The sequence below is a fragment of the Streptomyces sp. NPDC057253 genome (genome assembly GCF_042669125.1).
GTDB lineage: Bacteria > Actinomycetota > Actinomycetes > Streptomycetales > Streptomycetaceae > Streptomyces.
Map to the genome: position 1 here is coordinate 1 of NZ_JBHUXV010000117.1, position 22,248 is coordinate 22,248.

General features: G+C 70.2%; 19 protein-coding genes. 5 read left to right on the plus strand and 14 right to left on the minus strand.

Features of this window, described 5'->3' with window-relative positions:
- Nucleotides 1-128: 128 nt before the first annotated feature.
- The 6 genes from ACFULQ_RS39450 to ACFULQ_RS39475 all read right to left on the minus strand — a co-directional run bounded on the left by ACFULQ_RS39450 (nucleotide 129) and on the right by ACFULQ_RS39475 (nucleotide 7,201).
- Nucleotides 129-410: an HU family DNA-binding protein gene (locus ACFULQ_RS39450; protein WP_007382399.1), complete on the minus strand. Its 282-nt coding sequence runs from the start codon at nucleotides 408-410 to the stop codon at nucleotides 129-131.
- A 327-nt stretch (nucleotides 411-737) separates the two neighbouring features.
- The gene (locus ACFULQ_RS39455) at nucleotides 738-2,153 is read right to left on the minus strand and encodes an NAD-dependent malic enzyme (RefSeq protein ID WP_383553836.1); all 1,416 of its coding nucleotides are present in this window, start codon (nucleotides 2,151-2,153) and stop codon (nucleotides 738-740) included.
- A 300-nt stretch (nucleotides 2,154-2,453) separates the two neighbouring features.
- Nucleotides 2,454-4,871, minus strand: coding sequence for a HelD family protein (locus ACFULQ_RS39460; protein WP_383553838.1), 2,418 nt, complete (start codon nucleotides 4,869-4,871; stop codon nucleotides 2,454-2,456).
- Between the two features lie 63 nt (nucleotides 4,872-4,934).
- On the minus strand, nucleotides 4,935-5,765 hold the full coding sequence (locus ACFULQ_RS39465; protein WP_383553841.1) for an anti-sigma factor family protein: 831 nt from the start codon (nucleotides 5,763-5,765) through the stop codon (nucleotides 4,935-4,937).
- Nucleotides 5,765-6,286, minus strand: coding sequence for a sigma-70 family RNA polymerase sigma factor (locus ACFULQ_RS39470; protein WP_010039908.1), 522 nt, complete (start codon nucleotides 6,284-6,286; stop codon nucleotides 5,765-5,767). Before ACFULQ_RS39470 ends, ACFULQ_RS39465 begins: the two co-directional genes overlap by 1 nt.
- Before the next feature lie 318 nt (nucleotides 6,287-6,604).
- A complete protein-coding gene (locus tag ACFULQ_RS39475; protein ID WP_383553843.1) occupies nucleotides 6,605-7,201 on the minus strand; it encodes a CGNR zinc finger domain-containing protein in 597 nt (198 codons plus the stop codon).
- 212 nt (nucleotides 7,202-7,413) lie between these two features.
- On the opposite strand from ACFULQ_RS39475, the gene ACFULQ_RS39480 reads away from it, so the two are divergent.
- Complete coding sequence (locus ACFULQ_RS39480; protein ID WP_383553846.1) at nucleotides 7,414-7,899, plus strand: DUF1772 domain-containing protein; 486 nt, start codon at nucleotides 7,414-7,416, stop codon at nucleotides 7,897-7,899.
- 178 nt (nucleotides 7,900-8,077) lie between these two features.
- Here ACFULQ_RS39480 and ACFULQ_RS39485 read toward each other — a convergent pair whose 3' ends face one another.
- The 8 genes from ACFULQ_RS39485 to ACFULQ_RS39520 form a co-directional block, all read right to left on the minus strand.
- A complete protein-coding gene (locus tag ACFULQ_RS39485; protein ID WP_383553849.1) occupies nucleotides 8,078-9,232 on the minus strand; it encodes a uroporphyrinogen-III synthase in 1,155 nt (384 codons plus the stop codon).
- Nucleotides 9,233-9,346: 114 nt separating this feature from the next.
- Nucleotides 9,347-10,729 (minus strand): nitrate/nitrite transporter, encoded by a 1,383-nt coding sequence (locus ACFULQ_RS39490; RefSeq protein WP_383553852.1) that lies wholly within the window; start codon nucleotides 10,727-10,729, stop codon nucleotides 9,347-9,349.
- A gap of 175 nt (nucleotides 10,730-10,904) precedes the next feature.
- Entirely contained in the window at nucleotides 10,905-11,189 is a 285-nt protein-coding gene (locus ACFULQ_RS39495) for a hypothetical protein (RefSeq protein WP_383553854.1), read from the minus strand.
- 52 nt (nucleotides 11,190-11,241) lie between these two features.
- Nucleotides 11,242-11,472: a hypothetical protein gene (locus ACFULQ_RS39500; protein WP_383553856.1), complete on the minus strand. Its 231-nt coding sequence runs from the start codon at nucleotides 11,470-11,472 to the stop codon at nucleotides 11,242-11,244.
- A 37-nt stretch (nucleotides 11,473-11,509) separates the two neighbouring features.
- A complete protein-coding gene (locus tag ACFULQ_RS39505) occupies nucleotides 11,510-12,724 on the minus strand; it encodes an acyltransferase (RefSeq protein WP_383553859.1) in 1,215 nt (404 codons plus the stop codon).
- Complete coding sequence (locus ACFULQ_RS39510) at nucleotides 12,721-14,922, minus strand: glycosyltransferase (protein ID WP_383553862.1); 2,202 nt, start codon at nucleotides 14,920-14,922, stop codon at nucleotides 12,721-12,723. The genes ACFULQ_RS39505 and ACFULQ_RS39510 overlap by 4 nt, the downstream gene beginning before the upstream one ends.
- Entirely contained in the window at nucleotides 14,922-16,037 is a 1,116-nt protein-coding gene (locus tag ACFULQ_RS39515; RefSeq protein WP_383553864.1) for a hypothetical protein, read from the minus strand. The genes ACFULQ_RS39510 and ACFULQ_RS39515 overlap by 1 nt, the downstream gene beginning before the upstream one ends.
- 307 nt (nucleotides 16,038-16,344) lie before the next feature.
- Entirely contained in the window at nucleotides 16,345-17,364 is a 1,020-nt protein-coding gene (locus tag ACFULQ_RS39520; RefSeq protein WP_383553865.1) for a LysR family transcriptional regulator, read from the minus strand.
- A gap of 84 nt (nucleotides 17,365-17,448) precedes the next feature.
- On the opposite strand from ACFULQ_RS39520, the gene ACFULQ_RS39525 reads away from it, so the two are divergent.
- From ACFULQ_RS39525 to ACFULQ_RS39540, 4 genes are all read left to right on the plus strand, one after another.
- The gene (locus tag ACFULQ_RS39525) at nucleotides 17,449-19,026 is read left to right on the plus strand and encodes an MFS transporter (protein WP_383553868.1); all 1,578 of its coding nucleotides are present in this window, start codon (nucleotides 17,449-17,451) and stop codon (nucleotides 19,024-19,026) included.
- A 160-nt stretch (nucleotides 19,027-19,186) separates the two neighbouring features.
- Nucleotides 19,187-20,479 carry an ABC transporter substrate-binding protein gene (locus ACFULQ_RS39530; RefSeq protein WP_383553871.1) on the plus strand — a complete coding sequence of 431 codons (1,293 nt, stop codon included), beginning with the start codon at nucleotides 19,187-19,189 and terminating at the stop codon, nucleotides 20,477-20,479.
- Complete coding sequence (locus tag ACFULQ_RS39535) at nucleotides 20,476-21,426, plus strand: carbohydrate ABC transporter permease (RefSeq protein ID WP_383553873.1); 951 nt, start codon at nucleotides 20,476-20,478, stop codon at nucleotides 21,424-21,426. Before ACFULQ_RS39530 ends, ACFULQ_RS39535 begins: the two co-directional genes overlap by 4 nt.
- Entirely contained in the window at nucleotides 21,423-22,247 is an 825-nt protein-coding gene (locus ACFULQ_RS39540; protein ID WP_383553876.1) for a carbohydrate ABC transporter permease, read from the plus strand. Before ACFULQ_RS39535 ends, ACFULQ_RS39540 begins: the two co-directional genes overlap by 4 nt.
- Nucleotide 22,248: the final 1 nt, after the last annotated feature.

Genomic DNA, 22,248 nt, shown 5'->3' on the forward strand with positions numbered 1-22,248 from the left:
ACCCAAGTCCGGGTGACCGCCCCATCGGCGTTAGTGCAGCGCCCTGAAGGGGCGCGGGGAACTGCGCGACCAGCCACGACGCACCGGCAGCCGCAAACGACGCTGAACCGGCACGACGAGATGGCGCCTTACTTACCCTTGGCGGCTTCCTTGAGCTTGGAGCCCGCCGAAACCTTGACGCTGTAGCCGGCCGGGATCTGGATCGGGTCGCCGGTCTGCGGGTTGCGCGCGGTGCGAGCCGCACGGTGGGTGCGCTCGAAGGTCAGGAAGCCGGGGATGGTGACCTTCTCGTCACCCTTGGCGACGATCTCGCCGACGGTCTCGGCGAACGCGGCCAGAACGGCGTCGGCGTCCTTGCGGGTCACCTCGGCGCGGTCGGCCAGCGCGGCCACCAGCTCACTGCGGTTCATGTTGTTACTCCCGTGTTCTTCTTGCCGTTGGGGTGTGCCTCGCGGCGGTGCCGCACACGAGGCACAGCGAAGCCGATGCGCTCGCGCCCAGGGACGCATCCTGCCCCTACCTGCTGCGGGAAAGCCAATCCGGCACCCGTAGGACTCGTGAGAACACCCTAGGGGGTCACACGAACAGAGGCTTGGGCGTGGCGCCACCCTAGAGGGTGGCGTGAAGCGCCCGGTTCCGCGACGCGCCGGGCCGGAGAACCGCCGTGGCGATCCTCACAGCCGAACAAACATACGACGTCCACTGTAGACGCGCGGCCCCGGAACCGGACGGCGGCTCTAGACCGTCGCCCCGGCGGCCCTCGCCGCGTCCCGCACCGCACCCGCGACCGCGCCCGCGACCTTGTCGTTGAACACGCTCGGGATGATGTAGTTCGGGTTCAGCTCGTCCTCGGTGACGACGTCCGCGAGCGCCTTCGCGGCCGCGAGCATCATCTCGGTGTTGACCGTGCGGGACTGGGCGTCCAGCAGACCGCGGAAGACACCCGGGAAGACCAGCACGTTGTTGATCTGGTTCGGGAAGTCGGAGCGGCCGGTGGCCACGACGGCGGCCGTCTGCCGGGCGATCGCCGGATCAACCTCGGGGTCGGGATTCGCGAGCGCGAACACGATCCCGCCCTCGGCCATGGCGGCCACGTCGTCGCCGTCCAGGACGTTCGGGGCCGAGACGCCGATGAAGACGTCGGCGCCGCGCACGGCCTCCTTCAGCGTCCCCGTCAGCCCCTCGGGGTTGGTGTTGTCGGCGATCCAGCGCAGCGGCGAGTCGGCCGCGGCGCCCACCAGGTCCTCGCGGCCCGCGTGCACGACACCGTGGATGTCGGCGACGACGGCGTTCTTCACGCCGGCCGCGATCAGCAGCTTGAGGATGGCCGTACCGGCCGCGCCGGCGCCGGACATCACGACCCGGATGTTCTCAATTGCCTTGCTCGTGACGCGAAGTGCGTTCGTCAGGGCGGCGAGGACGACGATCGCGGTGCCGTGCTGGTCGTCGTGGAAGACGGGGATGTCGAGGGCCTCACGGAGCCGGGCCTCGATCTCGAAGCAGCGGGGCGCGGAGATGTCCTCCAGGTTGATGCCCGCGAAGCCGGGGGCGATCGCCTTGACGATCTCGACGATCTGGTCGGTGTCCTGGGTGTCCAGGCACAGCGGCCAGGCGTCGATGCCGGCGAAGCGCTTGAAGAGGGCCGCCTTGCCCTCCATGACCGGCAGGGCGGCCTTGGGGCCGATGTTGCCGAGGCCCAGCACGGCCGAGCCGTCCGTCACGACCGCAACGGAGTTGCGCTTGATGGTGAGGCGCCGGGCGTCCTCGGGGTTCTCGGCGATCGCCATGCACACGCGGGCCACGCCCGGGGTGTAGATCATGGAGAGGTCGTCGCGGTTGCGGATGGGGTGCTTGGACGCCATCTCGATCTTGCCGCCGAGGTGCATGAGGAACGTACGGTCGGAGACCTTGCCGAGGGTGACGCCCTCGATCCGACGCAGCTCCTCGACGATCTCGTCGGCGTGCTTGGTGGAGCTGGCCGCGATCGTGACGTCGATCCGGAGCTTCTCGTGACCGGACGCGGTGACGTCGAGGCCGGTCACCGAGCCTCCGGAGGACTCCACGGCGGTGGTGAGCTGCGATACGGCGGTTCCGCTCGCGGGCACCTCCAGCCGGACCGTCATCGAGTAGGAGACGCTGGGCGCCGTTGCCATGGCCGACTTCCTCTGCTTTCACCTGTGCGCTGGATGCCGTCCGATGGTCGCACCTACTGCCGGGTAGGCGTTAGCCGCCCCGGATTGCGAACGTTTTGTTCACCGAGCCGACCACGAGAAAGAGGCCCACGTCACACGGACGTGGGCCTCTCCTCAAGTCAGTGACACCGACCCGCCATGCTCGCCTCGCGGCAAGTGGTCCCTCTGAGGGACGAAGGTTGGGCCCGGGGGCTTGGATCGGGCCGGTGTCGCATCCAGGCTAACAAACGGATACCGAAAGACCATTCCCGTACCGCGAGTTCAATCTCTCAGCAGATCGGGCACCCCGTCGCCGTCCGGCTGGTCCCGCTCCGCGGAGACGACCGTCAGCTGCTGGGTCGCCCGGGTGAGCGCGACGTAGAGCACCCGCAGTCCGGCCGGTGACTCGTCGGCGATCTCGGCCGGGGAGACGACGACCGTGGCGTCGTACTCCAGGCCCTTGGCCTCCAGACTGCCGAGCGCGACGACTCGGTCCCCGAGCCCGGTGAGCCAGCGGGCGGCCTCCTCGCGCCGGTTCATGGCGACGACGACGCCCACGGTCCCGTCCACGAGGCCGAGGAGACGGGCGGCCTCCTCCCGGACGGTCTCGCCCAGCGACTTGCGTACGACGGTGAAGCGGGGCTGGACACCGGTGGACCGGACGGCCCTCGGCGACTCGGAGCCGGGCATGGCGAGCGCCAGCACCTTCGCCGCGAGGTCCGCGATCTCGGAGGGGTTGCGGTAGTTGACGGTCAGCTGGAAGCGGCGGCGGGGGCGGGTGCCGAGGGCTTCGTCGCGGGCCTCGGCGGCCTCCTCGGGGTCGGACCAGGAGGACTGGGCGGGGTCGCCGACGACCGTCCAGGTGGCGTGCCGGCCGCGGCGGCCGACCATGCGCCACTGCATGGGCGTGAGGTCCTGGGCCTCGTCGACGATGACATGGGCGTACTCGACCCGCTCCTGGGCGAGCCGCTCGGCCCGCTCGCGCTGCGACTCCTCGCGCACCGGCATCAGCTCCTCCAGGCCGGTGAGCTGGTCGAGCGGGTCGAGTTCACGCTTCCTGCGAGGGCGCGCCGGGACGCCGAGCACCGCCTGGAGCTCGTCGAGCATGGCGATGTCGTGCACGGAGAGGCCGTCGCGCCGGAGCGAACGGGCGACCCTGCGGACCTCGCCCGGGTTGAGGATGCGACGGGCCCAGCGGCCGAGGCGCCGCTCGTCGGCCATCGCGGCGAGGACGGCCTTCGGGGTGAGCTCGGGCCACCAGGCGTCGAGGAACTCGACGAAGGAGTCCTCCGAGAGGATGTCCTCGTCGAACGACGACCGCAGCTCGGCGGCGAGCTCCGGATCGGTGTGCCGGCTGCCCGCCCCGGACCGCGCCCACAGCGCGTCCAGCAGCAGCTTGCGGGCCCGCGGCCGCAGCAGGTTGACGGGCGCGGTGCCGCTGAGGGCGTTGCGCCGGATCCGCTCCAGCTCGTCCCCCTCGAGCTCCAGCCTCCGCCCGAAGGCGACCACACGCAGCCGGGTGGGGGGTCCCTTCGGGGATACGGCGGCCCCGGCCCCGTCCCCGCCCCCGAGACCGGCCTCGTCCTGATCGGCGTCCCCGAAGGAGAGCTGCCCGGAGTCGGTCCGGCCGTGGGTGGTGCCGGATCCGCCGGTGCCCAGTTCCAGCGCTCCTCGTGCAGCCTTCCGCAGCACCTTCAGCATCCGGTACGAGCCCTTGGCGCGGGCCACGGCCGGGGAGTCGTACAGCGTGGCCTCGACGCCGTCGACCAGGGAGCCGATCGCCCGGATGGCGACCTGGCCCTCCTCGCCGAGGGAGGGCAGGACGCCCTCGGTGTAGGCGACCAGCAGGGGGGTGGGCGAGACGATGAGGATGCCGCCGGAGTAGCGGCGCCGGTCCTGGTAGAGCAGGTAGGCGGCGCGGTGCAGGGCGACGGCGGTCTTGCCGGTGCCGGGTCCGCCCTCGACGTAGGTCACGGAGGCGGCGGGGGCGCGGATGACCAGGTCCTGCTCGGCCTGGATGGAGGCGACGATGTCCCGCATGGTGTGGCTGCGGGCCTGGCCGAGCGCGGCCATGAGGGCGCCGTCGCCGATGACGGGCAGCTCGTGGCCGTCGAGGAAGGCCGTGAGCTCGGGGCGCATGAGGTCGTCCTCGACACCGAGGACCTTGCGGCCCTTGGAGCGGATGACCCGGCGTCGCACGACACGCCCGGGATCCACCGGAGTGGACCTGTAGAAGGGGGCCGCGGCGGGCGCCCGCCAGTCGATGACCAGGGGGGCGTACTCGGAGTCCAGGACCCCGATCCGGCCGATGTGCAGGGTCTCCGCGATGTCCGCGGTGCTGTCCTCGCGGACCGCGCCCTCGGCGGGTTCGACGGCGGTGTAGGCGCCGTCGGGCCCCTTCTTGCCGTCCTTGCCGAGGAGCAGGTCGATACGGCCGAAGAGGAAGTCCTCGAACTCGTTGTTGAGCCGGTTCAGGTGGACGCCGGCCCGGAAGACCTGGGCGTCGCGCTCGGCGAGCGCGCCGGGCGTGCCGACCTGGCCGCGCTTGGCCGCGTCGTTCATCAGGAACTCCGCCTCGTGGATCTTCTCCTCGAGGCGCCGGTAGACCCGGTCCAGATGTTCCTGTTCGACGCTGATCTCACGGTCCCGAACCGAGTCCTGAACCGAGCCGACCGCAGATTGTTGAGCCTGAGCGGCCACCGGGCCCCCTTCTGACGTGCTGGGCAGCCGTCAACCGTACGCGAAGGGGGCCCCGGCGGGAAGTTACGCGTCGACCTGGACGAGCTTGTTGCCGTCGGAGTCGACGACCTCGAAGTGGTCGATCTCGTTCTGGGCCGGAGCGACGGCACCGCCGATGTAGAGCGGCTTCTTGGATTCCGGGGTCTTGCCGTCCGGGAGGCCGTAGCCCCACTTGCCGACGGACCAGGTGGAGGCCGTCCAGCGCTCGCCGTTGGTGCCCACCGCGATCAGGGAGCACTTGAGCGGTCCCTTGACGCCCTTGAGCTCCAGACCGAGGGAGGTGCCCCAGTTCTTCGGTGCCATGGCGACGGTCGCGCTGACGCCGGTCTTGGAGTCCGTGGCCGACACCTTGTCGCTCATGGACTCGAAGAGTTCCTGGGGGGTGGCCGCCAGGACCTGGCCCTGCTTGGCCCCGCCGCCGTCCGAGTCGCCGCCGTTGGCCGCGATCGCGACGAACGGGCCGCCGATGATCAGCGCGGCCGCGGCCGCGACCATGTACATGCTGCGGCGGCGCTTGGCCGCACGGCGCTCCGCGACCTCGTCCACCAGCTTGTTCACGATCCGTGGGCTGGGCTTGGCGGAGAGCGACTCACCGATCGCGGGGGTGCCGGCGCCCGGCAGGTCCGCGAGGGCGGCGAGCATCGGCTCCATGCCGGCCAGCTCGTCGAGCTGCTGGGCGCACCATTCGCAGGTCGCGAGATGGGCCTCGAAAGCGGTTGCCTCGGCGTCGTCGAGGATCCCGAGGGCGTAGGCGCCGACGGTCTCATGCTCGTTCGGCACCGGAGATCCCATCATGGAACCAGACATACCCGAACCACCTGTGCCGAATCCCTGGTTACCCCCGTACACACTCATCACGCCGTCACCCCCCGCTCCTCCAGTGCGAGCTTCATCGACCGCAGGGCGTAGAACACCCGTGAGCGGACGGTGCCACTGGGAATGCCCAGCGTCTCGGCCGCCTCGTTGACGGTACGCCCCTTGAAATACGTCTCGACGAGCACCTCCCGGTGAGCCGGGGTCAGGTCGTCGAGCGCGTCCGACAGCGTCATCAACCACAGCGCCTTGTCGATCTCGTCCTCCGCGGGGATGACCTCCAGCGGTGACGGATCGACCTCCTGCGGCCGGGCCTGCCGGCTGCGGTGTCCGTCGATGACGATGCGCCGGGCGACCGTCACCAGCCAGGGGCGTACCGATCCGGTCGCTCGATTGAGCTGTCCGGCGTTCTTCCAGGCACGGATGAGCGTCTCCTGCACCACGTCCTCGGCTCTCTGGCGGTCTCCCGCAACCAACCGGAGGACATACGCAAGGAGAGGCCCGGCGTGCTCTCTGTACAGGGCACGCATCAGCTCCTCATCAGGTTCCGAGGGCTGGGACATGCGATGTCGGGCCCTCGATCCACGTTCATTGGCCACGACGGAATCCTTGCGCACGCCCACCTCCGATGTCCCGGGTTCCCCCAGTCGGTCGCTCGACGAGAGGTACGGACGCGCGGAGTTGGGTGTTCAACGTGCGACGACAGTTTTCTTCTGAGTGACGTGACGAGACGGGACATGCGTGCACATTCCCGCCGCGCGATCTTTACATTTCCCCCACAGAGGCAAGATCGCGACTACGGCCCGTGAGGTTGAGCGCGTAAACAGCATGTAATGGAAATCACGTCGACTCCCTCTCCACAGAAGGGACATAACGACCAGTCATGTGCGCGCGAGGGCCGCGCGCCGACGATGCCGGGCCACCCTTTCCCGGTTCCCGCAGACCTCACTGGAGCACCAGCGCCTCCTGCGTCCCCGTGATGTATCGAGGTAGACGATGGGGCAGTTGTCCCCTTCGCACTCTCTGATCGCGGCCCGTGCGACGGGGTCGGTGAGCAGTTCCACGGCGTCCCTGGCGATGGCCCCGAGCAGGGCCGCGCAGCCCGGCGGACCGGCCAACTCCCGCACCAGCGTGCCGTCCGCGCCGCTGACCGCGCACGGGGCCGGAGGTGCGGCCCGGGCGGCGCCGTTGACGTGGGCGAGCGCGAGGTCGTAGCCGTGTCCGGGGGTGTCCCGGTAGGTGGCCCGGACCAACTGCGCGATCCGTCCCCGCAGTTCACGGAAGGCGACGAGCCAGGAGGGGTCCGCGTGCGTCAGGTCCGTCCCCTCCGGCACCAGTCCGGAGCCGACGATCCAGGCGCCGAGCACCTCCGTGGAGTCGAGGCGTTCCTCGGGGTGGGTGGTCGCGAGGAGGTCGAGACAGATCCGTCCCGCGTCGAACCGCAGCTCGTACGCGACCGTGGCCGTACCCAGTGCCATGTGCCTGTCACCGCCTAGGGGTGCCCCGGTCGGATGGGGTCGGTGAGGTTCTTCGAGGCTGTGTGGGGTTGTTCCGGGGCTCCCTCTAACAGTGCCTTCCCGCCCTCGCCGCCGGAACCCCTCGTACCGGGGGCGGTGCGCTGGACGTTCACGCATGGGGCCGCGCGTCTCGGCGATGTCCGGTGACTCGTGCGCTGCCTTCACTGGGAGTCATGACACAGACCACCAGCAGGAGCAGCCGGCTCGTCCTGGGCGCGGCCACGATCACCACGGGACTGATCGCCGGGGCCTTCTACGTCTTCGCGTGCGCCGTGATGCCGGCCCTGTCGCGCAGCGACGACCGCGTGTACGTCCAGGTGATGCGGGACATCAACGAGGTCATCCAGAACCCGGTGTTCTTCCTGAGCTTCCTGGGCGCGCCGGCCCTCACGGCGGTGGCGGCGTGGCAGGCGCGGGGCGGGCCGGGACGAAGGTGGGTGTGGGCGGCCTGCACGGCCTCCGCCCTGGCCTTCCTGATCACCGTGGCCTTCAACATCCCCCTCAACGACGACCTCACCGGAGACGGCTCCTACGCCACCCTCCGCGAGAACTTCGAGGACCCGTGGGTGACGTGGAACGCGGTGCGGGCGGGGGTGCTGACGGTGGCGTTGGGGTGCCTGACCAGGGCACTGACGAAAATCAGGCCCTCCGGCGCTTGAGGAGCGGGGGTCCGGGGGCGGAGCCCCCTGGGCGGCGGGGGCGCTGGGGTGCCTGACCAGGGCGCTGATGAGAATCAGCCCCTCCGGCGCTTGAGGAGCGGGGGTCCGGGGGCGGAGCCCCTGGCGGCGAGGCCTAGGCCACCTGGACGGGACGGGCCAGGGCGACGGAGTCAGTCGCTCACGCGTCCGCGTACTTCGCGTCGGCCGCCGGGTCCAGCGCCAGCCGGTACCCGCGCTTGACCACCGTCTGGATCAGCTTCGGTGCCCCCAGGGCCGTACGGAGACGGGCCATCGCCGTCTCCACGGCGTGCTCGTCGCGGCCCGCGCCCGGAAGAGCCCGCAGGAGGTCGGCGCGGGAGACCACCCAGCCCGGCCGCCGGGACAGCGCCCGCAGCAACGACATCCCCGCCGGCGGCACCGGTCGCAGCCCCCCGTCGACGAGCACCGCGTGCCCCCGGATCTCCACCCGGTGACCCGCGATCGGCAGCGAACGGGCCCGCCCCGGCAGCTCCTGGCACAGCAGCTGCACCAGCGGCCCGAGCCGGAAACGCTCGGGCGAGACCGTGTCCACCCCCCGCGCCTGCAAGGGCAGCGCGGTCACCGGTCCGACACACGCCGGCAGCACGTCGTGGTTGAGCGCCGCGAGCAGTTCGGGCAGCAGACCGCGGGCCTCGGCGCGGGACAACAGGGACGCGGCCGCGGGCGCGCTCGTGAAGGACACCGCGTCCAGCCCCCGCGAGACGGCGGCGTCCAGCAGCCGGTCCAACGGCCCGATGTCCTCCGGCGGCATCCACCGGTACACCGGCACGCCCACGACCTCCGCTCCCCCGGCCCTGAGCGCCTCCACGAACCCGGGCAGCGGCTCCCCGTGCAGCTGGATGGCGACCCGGCGGCCCTCGACGCCCTCCTCGAGAAGCCGGTCGAGCACCTCGGCCATGGACTCGGACGACGGCGACCAGTCCTCGGTCAGCCCGGCGGCCCGGATCGACCCCTTGACCTTGGGCCCGCGCGCGAGCAGCTCCACGCCCCGCAACCGGTCGAGGAGCGCCTCCCCGAGCCCCCACCCGTCGGCGGCCTCGACCCACCCCCGGAACCCGATGGCGGTGGTGGCCACCACCACGTCCGGTGCCTGGTCGATGAGGTCCTTCGTCGCCGCCAGCAGTTCGCTGTCGTCGGCGAGGGGCACGATCCGCAGGGCGGGTGCGTGCAGTACGGCGGCCCCGCGGCGCTGGAGCAGCGCACCGAGTTCGTCCGCGCGGCGCGCGGCCGTGACGCCCACGGTGAACCCCGCGAGGGGACCGTGTTGCTCTGCTGGCTGCTGTTCGTCGTACATCGCTCTCGTCCCGCACTCGAGTCGTATGGGCGTACTCGGTCGTTCCTACACGCCGACCGAGCCTGTCAACGGCTCGTGACAGGCTCGGTTCGGGTACATGTCGGCGGTGTTACGTCACACCTCGGCGTAGCTGAGCTGCGGCTTCGTCTCCGCAGCGATGATGGTCTGCCCCTGGGGGGCGGTGCGGCGAAGGTATACGGCCCAGGTCACTCCGAAGCAGGCCGCGTAGAAGGCGAGGAAGGCGACGAACGCGCCGGTCCCGGAGCCGTAGGAGAGGAAGGACTGGCGGAAGGCGAGGTTGATGCCGACACCGCCGAGCGCGCCCACCGCGCCGATGAGCCCCATGGACGCACCGGAGAGGCGACGCCCGTAGGCCGCGGCCGCTTCGCCCTCCAGCCCCTTGGCGAGGGCCTTCGTGTGGAAGATGCCGGGGATCATCTTGAAGGTCGAGCCGTTGCCGAGCCCGCTGAGGACGAAGAGGACCACGAAGGCGACGGTGAACAGTCCGAGCGACTTCTGCATGCTGGCGGCGATCAGGACCGCGGTCGCCGCGCCCATGCCGACGTAGTTGTACAGCGTGATCTTCGCGCCGCCGTACTTGTCGGCCAGCGCGCCGCCCACCGGACGGATCAGCGAGCCGAGCAGCGGGCCGATGAAGGTGACGTACGCGGCCTCCAGCGGGGTCCGGCCGAACTGGTTCTGCAGCACCTGCCCGAAGGCGAAGCTGTAGCCGATGAACGAGCCGAACGTGCCGATGTAGAGGAAGGACATGATCCAGGTGTGGCCGTCCTTGGCCGCCTCCTTGGCGGCACCGGTGTCGTTCTTCACGTTCTCGATGTTGTCCATGAAGAGCGCGGAGAGGACGGCGGCGACGAGGATCAGCGGGATGTAGATCCCGAGCAGCACCCGGGGTCCGCCGCTTGCGCCGATGATCGCGAGGGCGATCAGCTGGATGACCGGGACGCCGATGTTGCCGCCGCCGGCGTTGAGCCCGAGGGCCCACCCCTTCTTGCGGAGAGGGAAGAACGCGTTGATGTTGGTCATGGAGGAGGCGAAGTTGCCGCCGCCGATGCCGGCCAGCAGGCCGATCCACAGGAAGGTGTCGAAGGAGGTCCCCGGCTTCATCACGGCGAACGCGGCGACGGTGGGGACGAGGAGCAGACTGGCCGAGATGATCGTCCAGTTCCGCCCGCCGAAGATCGCGACGGCGAAGGTGTAGGGGACGCGGACGACGGCTCCGACGAGCGTGACCATCGACGTGAGCAGGAACTTGTCGGCGGGGGTGAGCCCGTACTCCGGGCCCATGAACAGCACGAGCACGGACCACATGGTCCAGATCGAGAACCCGATGTGCTCGGAGAGCACAGAAAAGAGCAGGTTCCGCTTGGCGACCTTCTCGCCGGTCTCCTTCCAGAAGGTCTCGTCCTCCGGATCCCACTGCTGAATCCAGCGACCGCCCCTGCTCGGGGGTGCGGGGGCTGTACTAGGGGCTGTCATGACGCCTCCACGGTGCGACGGGGCTCAGGTCCTGCACGAGTGACTGGTCCCGAAGGTAGGGAGGGCGCGTTTCATGCCCATGTTTCGCGGGGTGACCGGAAAGGAACGTTGCTCTCACCCCGGGAAGGGACGGGATGAGAGGTCGTGACCACGTCGTGTTACGAAACCCTCCACATCAGTGTTCGCCCTCATGTGAGCCGTCGTACTCCTCAAGAATCCGCAGCCCGAGGTCGGACTCCCAGTCGAGGGCCCATCGGCGCAGCTCAGCGATGTCGTCGGGGCTGAGCCCGTAGGCGGCGAACTCGTCGTCACTGACCCAGACGACACTCTCCAGACGCTCCCGCAGCTCGACCGGGTCGAACTCGCCCAGCTGCTCCAGCTCGATCACGGAGTAGTACTGACAGGCCGCGTGGACATCGATCACGTCTTGAGGGAGCCCGCGGTCAAGGAGGGTGCGCATCGCCATGAGTGAACGTACGCTGTCGCCGCCCTGGCCGGGCACACTGCTGCGTTCAGGCCTCGCCCACGGCACCGACGCCGTCGTCGCCGAGGACGGGCCCGCTGGAGGTGCCGAGGCCCGCGAACTCACCCGCACCCGCCCGCAGCAGCAGTTCCTCGACGACTCCCGTCTCCTTCCCCAGGTCGCAGAAGCCGTATCGGCATTCGGCGCCCGACTCCGCTGCATGGAAGCGGGCGACCACGTGGTCGAAGCCGGTACTGGCTTCCGACGGAGGCAGGGACAACAGCGCCCGGCATATCCTGCCAGCCCCGTGCCGGACGTCAGGCCCCGTGAGTCGGCGTCGCCGGCACCGCCGGCTTCGCGCGGCCCTTCTTCGCCCCGTTCGGCCACAACCGAGGCCGTCGCTTCGCCGCCAGGTCCTCGATCCAGCCGAACGTCAGGATCGCCAGCCCGATCAGCGGCCAGACCAGGAAGAACATCCACACCATGTCCGTCGCGTCCAGCGCCGCCACCGCGCGGTCGCTCTGCATGAAGGGCAGGTCGTAGGCCAGGTCGATGATCGGGACCGTGGCCATGATGAGCAGGTTGTGCCAGAGGTAGATCGTGACGGCCCGGTTGTTGGAGAGGGTGACCAGCTTGTCCCAGCGGGCCAGGCGGCCGGGGAGTTCCTGCCACGACGGCGAGTACTGGAGCAGGATCACCACGAAACCGAAGGACCAGGCCGCCTGGGCCAGCGGGATGTCGTTCAGGTCCCAGCCGTCGGGGCCCTGGTGGCCGGACGCCCACCACAGGCCGAACGCCATCACCAGCACCGAGCCGGACACGGCGAGATAGCGCGGGACCTTCGCCAGCACCCCCTCCTGGTGCGCGAAACCGAGCACCCAGCAGCTGCCGTAGACCGCGAAGTCGGTGATCGCGTTGCCGAGTTCGCCGGGGATGGTCACCCAGCCCGTGCCCACCACCGCCGCCAGCGCCAGCGGAGCGAGCAGCGTCGCCCACGGCACCCTGCGGAACGCCCACAGCAGCAGCGGCGACGCCACCACGAACCACAGGTACGCGCGGAGGTACCAGAGCGGGCCCACCGCCTGGTCCGCCCACGTGCTCTCCAGCAGGTCCTTCGGGAAGCCGACCTCCCAGGGGTACGGCGGCGCCCCGATCGGGATGACGTAGTTGACCAGCTCCAGCAGGCCCCAGGTGCCGCTGTGGTCCGGGTCCTCCGAGAGCTTCCAGCCGCCCAGGAACGTCAGCGGCAGCACCACCGCGCTGAACGCCCACAGGGGAGGCAGCAGTCGGCGGAGCCTGCCCCTGATCACGCTCAGCGCCGGACGGTTCAGCGACCGCGCCATCAGCGAGCCCGCCAGCGCGAACATCACACCCATCGACGGGAACAGCACGGTCAGCCACGCCCAGCCGAACAGGTGGTACAGGACCACCCGGACCAGGGCGAGGGAGCGGAGGAGGTCGAGATACCGGTCCCGGCCGGGCGCCTTGGGGGCGGCGACCGCCGCTCGCTCCCCTGTGTACTCCTGCGTCATCCCACCGGCCTCCGCTCATCGCTCTCACTGCGCGCCCGCTGCCTCGGCACCGGTCCGCCCGGCGCCTCCACGACCCCCGTGCGGCGCAGCTTCTGCCAGCGCAGCCGGCCGCCGGTGAGGGCCGTGATCCAGGACTGGAGCAGGACGACGTACATGAGCTGGCGGTACAGGATCTGCTGCAACGGCAGCGAGATCAGGTGGGTCATGCGTTCCCGGTCGAGGCGGAACGCGTAGGCGGCGCAGACCAGTTGGATCGCCAGGACACCCAGCCAGGCCACGATCGTCTTCTGGGTCGGGCCGAACACGACGCCGTAGAGGAGGAACACGTCGATCAGGGGGGCCAGCAAGGGCGCCACCACCATGAACAGCGAGACCAGGGGGAGACCCACGCGGCCGAAGCGGCCCGACGGACCCCGTTCGACCAGGGCCTTCCGGTGCTTCCAGATCGCCTGCATGGTGCCGTACGACCACCGGTAGCGCTGCGACCAGAGCTGCTGGACCGACTCCGGTGCCTCCGTCCAGGCGCGCGCCTTCTCGGCGTAGACCACGCGCCAGCCGTCCCGGTGCATGGCCATCGTGATGTCGGTGTCCTCGGCGAGCGTGTCGTCGCTCATGCCGCCGACGCGTTCCAGGGCGGAGCGGCGGAAGGCTCCCACCGCGCCCGGGATCGTGGGCATGCAGCGCAGGATGTCGTACATGCGGCGGTCCAGGTTGAAGCCCATCACGTACTCGATGTGCTGCCAGGCGCCGATGAGCGAGTCCCGGTTGCCGACCTTGGCGTTGCCGGCGACGGCTCCCACGCGCTGGTCGCCGAAGGGCTGCACCAGTTCGCGGACCGTGGACGGTTCGAAGACGGTGTCGCCGTCCATCATCACGATGATGTCGTAACGGGCGTTCGCCAGACCGCGGTTGAGGGCGGCGGGCTTGCCCGCGTTGAGCTGGCGGACCACCCGGACGTTGGGCAGGCCCATCGCCTCGACGATCCGCGCGGTGCCGTCGCTGGAGCCGTCGTCGATGACGAGCACCTCGATGGGATGCTCGCTCGCCATCAGGGAACGGACGGTGTTCTCGATGCACTTGGCCTCGTTGTACGCCGGGACGAGCACCGAGACCGGCTCGGTGACCGGCTCGCCCCAGCGGAAGTCCTTGCGGCGCACCCGTCGCGCGTGCACGCCCGAGAGCAGCAGCATCAGTACGAACCGGCCGATGACCAGGGAGCCGATGATCGCGAGTCCGACGACGAGGACGTCCGTGATGTGCTCGGAGGCCTGGACCAGGAAGATCCACGCCTTGCCCTTCCACAGCTCGGGCCCGGCGACCACGGTGTGCGCGCTGGGCGCGTCGAGGGCCTCGGTGAGGTTGTCGAACTCGTAGCCCTTGTCCGCCATGTCCGGCAGGAACCGGTCCAGCGCCTGGACGGTCTGGTGGCGGTCGCCGCCGGAGTCGTGCATCAGGACGATCGCGCCCTTGCCGTTCTTCGGCGTGGCGTTGCTGATGATCTTCCGGACGCCGGGCTTCTGCCAGTCCTCACTGTCGGTGTTGTTGACGACGGTGATGTAGCCGCGGGTGCCGATGTACTCGGTGACCGGCCAGGACTTGTTGTCCATGGCGTCGGCGAAGGAGGAGTACGGCGGGCGGAAGAGCGAGGTACGGATCCCTGCCGCGCCGGCGAGGGCGAGCTGGTTCTGGGAGAGCTCCCAGTCGATGCGCTTCTTCGACTGGAAGGACAGGTCGGGGTGGTTGAAGGTGTGCAGTCCGACCTCGTGCCCCTCGTCGACCATGCGCTTGACGAGGTCCGGGTAGCGGGAGCTCATGGTGCCGGTGACGAAGAAGACCGCGTGCGCGTGGTGCTTCTTGAGGACGTCCAGGACCTTGGGGGTCCAGGTCGGGTCGGGGCCGTCGTCGAAGGTGAGGACGATCCGGCGGTCCGGCATCTTCAGGCTGGTGGCCTTGCCGCTGCGGGTGTCGATCACCGGCCCGCCGTCGAGGATCTTCTCCGGCACCTTGTCCGAGGAGGCCTCGGGCTGGATGCGGTGGTCGGCGAGGATCTCGCTGTGGACGTACCCGCGCAGCATCAGCATCGCCATCAGGGCGACGAGCACGAGCACGGGGAGCAGCAGGCGCATGGGCAGGCGGCGACGCCTGGAGCCGTCGGGGGCTCCAGGCGCGGCCCCCGGACGGCGGGTGCGGGATGCCATCAGAGGATGTTCTCCGGGGACGGGGAGGAGAGCGGGGCGTCGGAGGGCCCGGCGGGAGCGGAGGTGCCGGGCGCCGAGGTCTCCGACGCGATGGGCGAGGGGGCGGCCGGACCGTCGGCGACGGTGCCGGGTCCGGCGCTGTCGCCGCCCGTGGTCTGGGTCGGGGCGACCGAGGGGTCGGGGCTGGTGGTGACGGGCGGGGTGACCGTGGGGCTGGGCGGCGGCGTGACCGACGGGGTCGGCTGGGGCGAGGGGTCGGTGCTGACCGACGGGTTGCCGCCCGGCTTCGTGGCCGGTGCCGACGGATCGGCGGACGCCCCCGGCCCGGGGCTCACGGTGGCGCCGGGCGCGGTGCCGCTGACACCGGGCGCCGGTGTCGCTCCGCCGCTCACCGTCGGGGTGGTCCCGGGGAGCACTCCGACGGGTACGGACGGATCCGCCGACTCGGCCGGCAGCGGGCTGGTGTCGACCTTCCCGGCCGGGGCGTCGTCCTGCGGGCCGGTCACGGGCAGCCAGGGCGCGTTGGAGTTGCCGGACAGCAGGGTGACGACGATGACGACGGCGTAGACCGCGCAGGCCAGGCCCACGGCCATGCCGATGCGGCGGAAGCGGCGGCTGCGGCGGCCCGACTCGTCGACGAAGACCGGCCCGTCGGAGCCCTCGGAGCCACTGTCGCCGCCGGGACCGCCGCCCTCGATGCGGCCCTCGCCATTCAGGCTGATCGCGTCGAGCTGGACGGTCACCTCGTGCGGATCATGGGTGTGCCCGGCACCGCTGTCGGACTCGTCCCACGGGTCCCGCACGACGGGCTTGCGCCCGGAGGACGGCTCGGGGCGCTCACCGGGCCGGGACCCGGGCGCCTGCGGACGCGCGGTCGGGATGGCGTCGGCCGGCTCCGGACGTACGGGCGACGGCATCGAACCGGACGGCTCCGGGCGTACGACGGGCTTGGGGCCGGGCGGCTCCGGCAGGGTCCCGATTCGGTCCGCCGCTCGCGGCGCCCCCGGGAAGTCCGGCTTGGCGAAGGCGTCGAAGCCCGACTTGGCGCCGGCGCCGGTGTCGACGCCCGGCTTGGCGTCCGCCGCGAACCCCGACTTGGCACCCACCTCGCGCACGCCGCTTCTCCCGGTTCCGGTCTCCTCGGTCGAGCGGACTTCCCCGCTCGCCGGGAACGCCTGGGTGGACCCCTTCGTCAGCGGTATGTCCTGGGTCCCTGATGCAGCCTCGGGCCATTCCGGTTGGGCGTCTTCCCGCCACTTTTTCACGCGCACGCACATCCCCCCACGGGACCGTTCCGGGTGCGCATACGCCTTGAGCACAAGTCGGCCGAACCAGGCCCCCACCCGGTCCGAGCGCCCCCCTTATCACAACGTGCTCAGGCCACGAATGTAGCGCACGCGGGGGTTGTGTGTTTGCCGCGTGTCAATCGCGGGGGTGCATATCGTGCACATCGGTGGCTGGAATCCATCCATCGAGAGGCCGTCGAAGCCACCCCTGTTCGACGGACAATTCGGTTGCGGCCCGGCGGAGGACGTCGAGAGCCGGGTGCACGAGTCCCTTGCGCCACACCAACGACAGTGGCGACAGCGGCACCGGGTCGACCAGCGGACGCAGCACCGTGGCGGGCATGGCCGGAAAATCCACGATGGCCAGAACCGGGTTCCGGGCCTTCGCCATGATCCGCTGGAACTCCTCCTCGCCGATCGCGAGCGGCGCCGGGGGCGCGATGTCGATGCCCCGCCCTTCGAACAGTTGACGAGCGAGATCGGTCCATTCCGGAGTACGTGGATTTCCGGCCCCGGCGTACACGGTCTCGCCCTCCAGCGCGGCGAGCGGGACCCGCTCCAGAGAGGCCAGCCGGTGGTCCTCGGGCAGGACGAGGGCCATGGGCTCGTAGCGCACGGGCTGGTGGTCGAGGCCCGCCCGCAGCGCCGGGTCCAGGCCGGCGAACCGGCCGAAGGAGGCGTCCAGGCGGCCGGCCAGCAGCTCCCCCGCCGCGCCCGTCAGGCCGCTCTCGTAGCGGGCCATCAGCTCCAGGTCGGGGGCGAGTTCGCGGGCTCTGAGCAGCACGGCCCGGGGGGCGGCGTGGTCGGGGAAGTTCAGGTCCACCAGCAGGGGGCGGGCCTGCGCGAAGGCGGCGAGCAGGGCGTCCTGGGCGTCCAGGGCGCGGCGGGCGTACGGCACCAGTCGCTCGCCGTCCCCGGTCAGGGTGACCTGCCGGGTGGTGCGCACGAACAGTTCCGCGCCGAGCTCGCGCTCCAACCGCCGTACGTCACGACTGAGCGCCTGCTGGGCGACGTAGAGCCGGGCCGCGGCACGCGTGAAGTGAAGCTCGTCGGCGACGGTGAGGAAGGCGCGCAGGAGGCGGGGGTCGAGGTGGTGGGGGCCGGCGCGGTGGGGGTCGGCGCGGTGGGGGTCGGGGAGCGGGCGGGGGGCGGGCATCCGGTGAACTTACAACACAGGTGCGTGAATCGGTGCGGAGAAGGTGTTGGACCTCTTGATCACCTCGGCGCGACGGTGGATGCCATGCCGCGACCGAACCGACCGATGCCGACCATGACCGCCGACGCCCTCGTGATCGTCGACTTCAACCCCCGAGGCTCCCGGGACCGCCGTGCCCCGCGAGGTCCACGAGGCTCCCGGGACCGCCGTGCCCCGCGAAGTCCACGAGGTCCCCGGGATCCACGGGGCCGGCGCTCCCCACGCCCACCCCGCTCCCCCGGCCCCTACCGCCGCCTTCTCGCCACCCCCGGCGCCCGCGCCTTCACCATCGGGAATCTCCTGGCCCGCCTCCCCATGGGCATGTTCAGCGTCAGCGCGGTCGTCATGATCGCCGGGACGCGTGGGTCGTACGCCCTCGCCGGCGCCGTCACCGCGGCCGGTCTCGGCGCCACCGCGGTCGTCGCCCCGTGGACCGCACGGCTCGTCGACCGATACGGACAGGCCAAGATCGCCGTACCGGCCACGCTGCTCGCCGCGCTGGGTTCGCTCGCGCTGCTGCTGTGCGTGCGCCTCGGGGCGCCGGCCTGGACGCTCTTCGTGTCGTACGCCGCCACCGCCACGACCCCCAACCTGGGCGGCATGTCCAGGGCCCGCTGGGCGTACCTCCTCGACGGCGACGAGAAGGCGCTGCATGTCGCGAACTCCTTCGAGCAGGCCGTGGACGAGGCGTGCTTCATGCTGGGCCCTGTGCTCGCGGCCTTCCTGTGCGGCACGTTCTTCCCGGAGGCGGGCACGCTGGTCGGGGTGACGCTGCTGGTGACGGGCGTACTCCTCTTCACGGCCCAGCGCACGACGGAACCACCCGTGAGCAGCGCCGAAGGGGAGAGGCCGTTCCGGCGCCGGGCAACTGAGCCACCCCAGGGGCGCGGGGAACTGCGCGACCAGCCCCCACCGGCCCGCACCCGCACTCAACCGGGCACCCGCACTCAACCGGGCACCCGCAGCCGACCGGCCGCCCGCAGTCAACCGGCAAGCCCCCGAACCCCGCTCCGAACCCCCGCCCTCCGCCCCCTCCTCACCATCTGTCTCGCCATGGGCGCCGTCTTCGGCTCCCTGGAAGTCGTCACCATCGGGTTCGCCGACGCGCAGGGCCACCGCTCCGCCGCCGGGCTCGTGCTCGCGTTGCAGGCGGCCGGGTCGTGTGCGGCGGGGCTGGTCTACGGGGCGACGCGCAGGAGCGGCTCCGTGGAGGACCGCTACGTGTGGTGCATCACCGCCATGACCGCCCTGCTGACGCTCCCCCTGCTGGCCGCCGCCCTCACCGGCTCCCTGCTCGTCCTGGCCCCCGCGCTCCTGCTCGCGGGGATGGCGACCGCCCCGACGATGGTCACCGGGATGACCCTGGTCCAGCGGCACACCCCGCCCGGCCGCCTCAACGAGGGCATGACCCTCGCGGTGACCGGACTGCTCGGCGGGATCGCCTGCGGCAGCGCGGCCGGCGGCTGGACGGTGGAGCACGTGTCGCCGGTGGCGGGCTACGGCATCCCGGTCACGGCGGCCGCGGTGGCCCTGATGATCGCCCTCGCCGCCCACCGCCACCGGCCCCGCCCCCACCACCGCCACCATCACGGCCCCGCCGAATCGTCGAATCGCTTCACCTGATCCTGTACAACCCATTGACGACCTTCGAGCCCTCCACATACGTTCCTTCGTCGAAGCGCTTCGACAGGCGTCGTCGAATCGAGTCGAATGCGAGTCGCCCTCGACGACCCCTGCGCGGCGCCCGGCCCGAAGCACCATCCGACTCCCCCGGAGGTACGGGATGTTGACGGCACGACGGCGTGCGACGGCGACAGCGGTGATCCTGACCGGATCACTGCTGCTGACCTCCTGCGGAGGCTCGGACAGCGGGTCCTCCGACGGAAAGACGCTCAGGCTCTGGCACTACGAGGGCCCGAGCAGTGCGATGGGCATCGCGTGGAAGGAGGCGATCAAGGAGTTCGAGGCCACGCACCCCGGTGTGAAGGTGAAGTTCGAGGAGAAGAGCTTCGACCAGATCCAGAAGACCGCCCCGATGGTCCTCAACTCCTCGGACGCGCCCGACATCATGGAGTACAACAAGGGCAACGCGACGGCCGGCCTGCTCTCCAAGCAGGGCCTGCTGACCGACCTCACGGCGGAGGCCGGCAAGCGCGGCTGGGACAAGAAGCTCAGCCCCAGCGTCCGCACCACCAGCCTCTACGACGCCAACGGCGTGATGGGCTCCGGCAAGTGGTACGGCGTGCCGAACTACGCCGAGTACACGCTGGTCTACTACAACAAGGACCTCTTCAAGAAGTACGGCGTCGCCCAGCCGAAGACCTTCGCCGAACTCACCGCCGCCATGGACAAGTTCGTCGCAGCGGGGGTCACCCCGCTCGCCAACGGCGGCGCCGCCTACCCGGCCCAGCAGTACCTCTACCAACTGGCCCTGTCCAAGGCCGACCGCTCCTGGGTGAACGCCTACCAGCTCTACCAGGGCAAGACCGACTTCCACGACGCGGCCTGGACCTACGGCGCCGAGACCTTCGCCGACTGGGTCGAGAAGGGCTACTTCAGCAAGAGTTCCAGCGGTCAGAACGACGAGGCCACCGGTGTCTCCTTCACCTCCGGCAAGGCGCCGATCCTGTTCTCCGGCAGCTGGTGGTACGGCCGCTTCAAGGCGGAGAACAAGTTCGACTGGGGCACCTTCCTGTGGCCCGACTCGAAGCTCACGCTCGGCTCGGGCGGCAACCTCTGGGTCGTACCGCAGGGTTCGAAGAACAAGGACCTCGCCTACGACTTCATCGACATCACCATGTCGAAGAAGATCCAGAACCTGCTCGGCAACTCCGGCGGCGTCCCGGTCGCGGCCGACGCCTCCGCCATCACCGACCCGCAGTCGAAGACGCTGATCGACGACTTCAACACCCTCTCCAGGAACGACGGCCTGGCCTTCTACCCCGACTGGCCGGTCCCCGGCTTCTACGACGTCCTCGTTTCCGGGACCCAGAAGCTGATCACCGGCAGCGACAAGCCGGACGGCTACCTCAGCGATCTCCAGGAGGCCTACGACAAGGGCGCGCCGAAGCAATGACGGCGACCGTCGAACGGGACGCGCGGGCGGTGGGCAAGAGCAAGGGCACCCTCGGAAAACCCCCGCGCGGTGCCCGCGACTCCTACGCCCTCTTCCTCCTCCCCGGCACCCTCGCCTTCCTCGCGATCATCGTCCTGCCGTTCGCGATGAACACGTACGTGAGCTTCACGGACTGGCAGGGCGTGGGGTCCCCGGAGTGGTCCGGGCTCGCCAACTACCGCGATCTGATGGACGATTCCGAGTTCTGGGCGTCTTTCCGGCACAGCCTCTTCATGGTCGTGGCGATGGCGGCGATCCCCACGGCGCTCGGACTGGTCCTCGCCGCCGCCCTGTTCGACCATGTCGGCAAGCACTTCGGCCCCCGGATCGCCGCCGTCCTGCGCGCCTGCTTCTACCTCCCCCAGGTGCTGCCGATCGCGGTCGCCGGCATCGTCTGGAGCTGGATCCTCGCCCCGGACAACGGCTCCCTCAACGCGCTCCTCAAGGCGATCGGCCTCGGCTCCTGGCAGCAGGACTGGCTCGGCGACCCCGACCTCGCCCTCTACAGCGTCATGGGCGTCATGGTCTGGGTCCAACTGGGCTTCCCGCTGGTCGTCTTCATGGCCGGCCTGCAACGCGTCGACCCCCAGCTGTACGAGGCGGCAGAGCTGGACGGCGCCGGCTGGTGGCGCCGCTTCTGGCACATCACGCTGCCGCAGATCCGCCCCGAGATCTACGTCGTGCTGACCTGGTGCTCGATCGCCGCGCTCAAGGTGTTCGGCGCGGTGTACGTCCTGACCAAGGGCGGGCCCGGCGGCGCCACGAACGTGCCCTCCTACTTCTCCTTCACCACGTTCTTCGAGAAGACGCAGGTCGGCTACGGCGCCGCGATCTCCACCGTGCTCACGGTGATCATCCTGGCGCTCTCCCTGATCGGTCTCAGGCTCCAGGAGAGGACGGACGCATGACCACCGCCCTGCGCCGCTACCCGGTGCTGATCGCCCTGTGCCTCGCGGCCCTGTTCATGATCGTGCCGTTCCTGATCGTCACGGTGAACGCCTTCAAGTCCCCGGCGGAATACGCCCAGAACGGCCCTCTCAGTCTCCCGGACGGTCTCTACACGCAGGGCCTGACGGACTTCTGGGAACGCGTCGACTTCGGCCGGAAGCTGGCCAACTCGGTACTGATCAGCGGCTCGGTGGCGGTGCTCGCCGTGATCCTGTCGGTCCTCAACGCCTACGCGATCGGCATCGGCCGTATCAAGGGCCGGACCTGGGTCCTCGCCTTCTTCGTCCTCGCGAACATGCTGCCGCAGGAGGCCCTGGTCTACCCCGTGTACTACCTGAGCAAGGAAGTCGGCCTGTACGACACGAGGTTGAGCGTGATCATCGTGTTCACGGTGATCCAGGCCGCCTTCGGCACGTACCTGTTGTCCGCGGTGCTCGGCCAGTTCCCCCGCGAGATCCTCGAGGCGGCCCGGATCGACGGCGCGAACAAGTGGCAGGTGCTGTGGCGGATCGTCGTCCCCGTCAGCCGACCCACCCTCGGCGTCCTGCTGGTCTTCTTCTTCATCTGGACCTGGAACGAGTTCCTGCTCCCGCTGGTCATGCTGATCTCCAACGACAACCAGACGGTCTCCGTGGCGCTCGGCGTCCTCCAGGGCCAGCGCCTGATGGACGCCACGATGACCAACGCGGCCGCCCTGCTCGGTGTGCTCCCCGCGCTCGTGTTCTTCCTCGTCTTCCAGCGAACCCTCACCCGCGGTATCGCCGTGGGTGCCGTGAAGTAAG